This window comes from Nonomuraea antri (genome assembly GCF_013283785.1).
Lineage (GTDB): Bacteria > Actinomycetota > Actinomycetes > Streptosporangiales > Streptosporangiaceae > Nonomuraea > Nonomuraea antri.
This window is the reverse complement of record NZ_JABCPZ010000534.1, coordinates 1-1,345: the sequence shown is the minus strand read 5'-3', so window position 1 is coordinate 1,345 and position 1,345 is coordinate 1. Positions and strand designations below refer to the sequence as shown.

At 73.6% G+C, this 1,345-nt stretch carries 2 protein-coding genes; one reads left to right on the top strand and one right to left on the bottom strand.

Annotated features, from left to right (window positions below; genetic code table 11):
• Positions 1–73: 73 nt before the first annotated feature.
• Positions 74–685 carry a DUF6461 domain-containing protein gene (locus tag HII36_RS55185; protein ID WP_173531386.1) on the bottom strand — a complete coding sequence of 204 codons (612 nt, stop codon included), beginning with the start codon at positions 683–685 and terminating at the stop codon, positions 74–76.
• An 87-nt stretch (positions 686–772) separates the two neighbouring features.
• Here HII36_RS55185 and HII36_RS55180 point away from each other — a divergent pair.
• On the top strand, positions 773–1,345 hold a 573-nt coding region (locus tag HII36_RS55180; RefSeq protein ID WP_217371160.1), incomplete at its 3' end, for a hypothetical protein.

Here is a 1,345-nt window from a genome sequence, read left to right as displayed (position 1 = left end):
CCCCCGGCCCCGCACCTTGCCCGAACCGTCGCATCGCCCCCAGCCCTCGCGCGGCCATCCCCCAGAGGTGCGGTCAGTGCGTGGTGCCGAAGCGGGAGTGCCGTGCCAGGAACCAGTCCTCGGCCAGGTCGCTCCCGATGACCCGCCCGATCAGCGCCAACGCCGAACTGATGCTCTCCGGATCCTCCACCGGGTCGTCGCGGACGTCGCCATCGCTGATCTGGAAGCGCAACCCCGCCATCAGCCGGTCGAGCGCGTGCGGATCATCCCCTGACCGGCGCTGCGGCCACTGCGGGTCGAAGGACACCACGATCCGCCCGTCCCTGGCGTGATCGAAGTACGCGTGCCCGTGGATGTCCATGCACAGGCCGACCGCCTCCCCGCCGCCCTCGGAGAGGGAACGCAGGAACTCGCGGTGCCCGTGCCCGGGCACGACGCCGATCCAGCCGTCGACCTCGCCCACCCAGTGCGACCCGTCGGCGATGGCGTGGTCGAGGATCTCGCTCAGGTGACACGGCTCCCGGGTGGCCAGGTCCAGGGAGAAGGCCCGGGCGACGGCGTCGAGGTCCGGCCCTTTGATCCACACGGCGCTGAATCCCAGCACCCACAGGTCCATCTCGGCGTCCAGGCCCTCGGTGAAGATCGTCGAGACGAGCAGGTCGTGCAGGTGGGTCCGTGACCGCATGGCCGATTCTCCCTCCCGAACCACCCGCTGATCATCGCACGCGCGGCGGCGCGGGAACCCGGGACGGGCGGGCGGTGTATCGATGGCGTGGAAACCAACTCACAGCAGACGGTCCCCGGGCGGCCGCCCTTCACCCGGCGCCGGGCGCTGGCGGCCTTCGGCGGCGCGCTGGCGCTGTCGGCCTGTTCCAGCGCGAACACCCCCGCGACACCCGCCGGCAAGACCACGACCACGCCGTCCGGCGGCACGGCCACGACCGCCGCGGCGCGGGCGGCGGCGCCGGGACGGTTGTTCGCCGACACCGCGGCCGGGCTGAGCGTCGTCGACCTCGCCACCGGCGCGGTCACCGCCGCTTACCCGGGCGCCGTCCCCGACACCGGCTGGAGCCGGATCTACCAGCTCCACGAGGGCGAGCTGCGCGTGCACGAGGTCGCGGGCGGGCGGCTCCTGGACCGCGTCCCGCTGCCCGGCGAGCAGATCAAGGCCGTCTCCGGTGAGCTGATCGCCGTCGGCCCCCGCCCCGGGCCGCGCGCACGCACCACGCTCACCCTGTACGGTCGCGGCCGCCGCCGCACCGTCGAGCTGCCCGGCAACGTCGAGCCGGAGGCGTTCTCCAGCGACGGCCAGATCATGTACGTGCTCGACCACCGCCCGCCCACC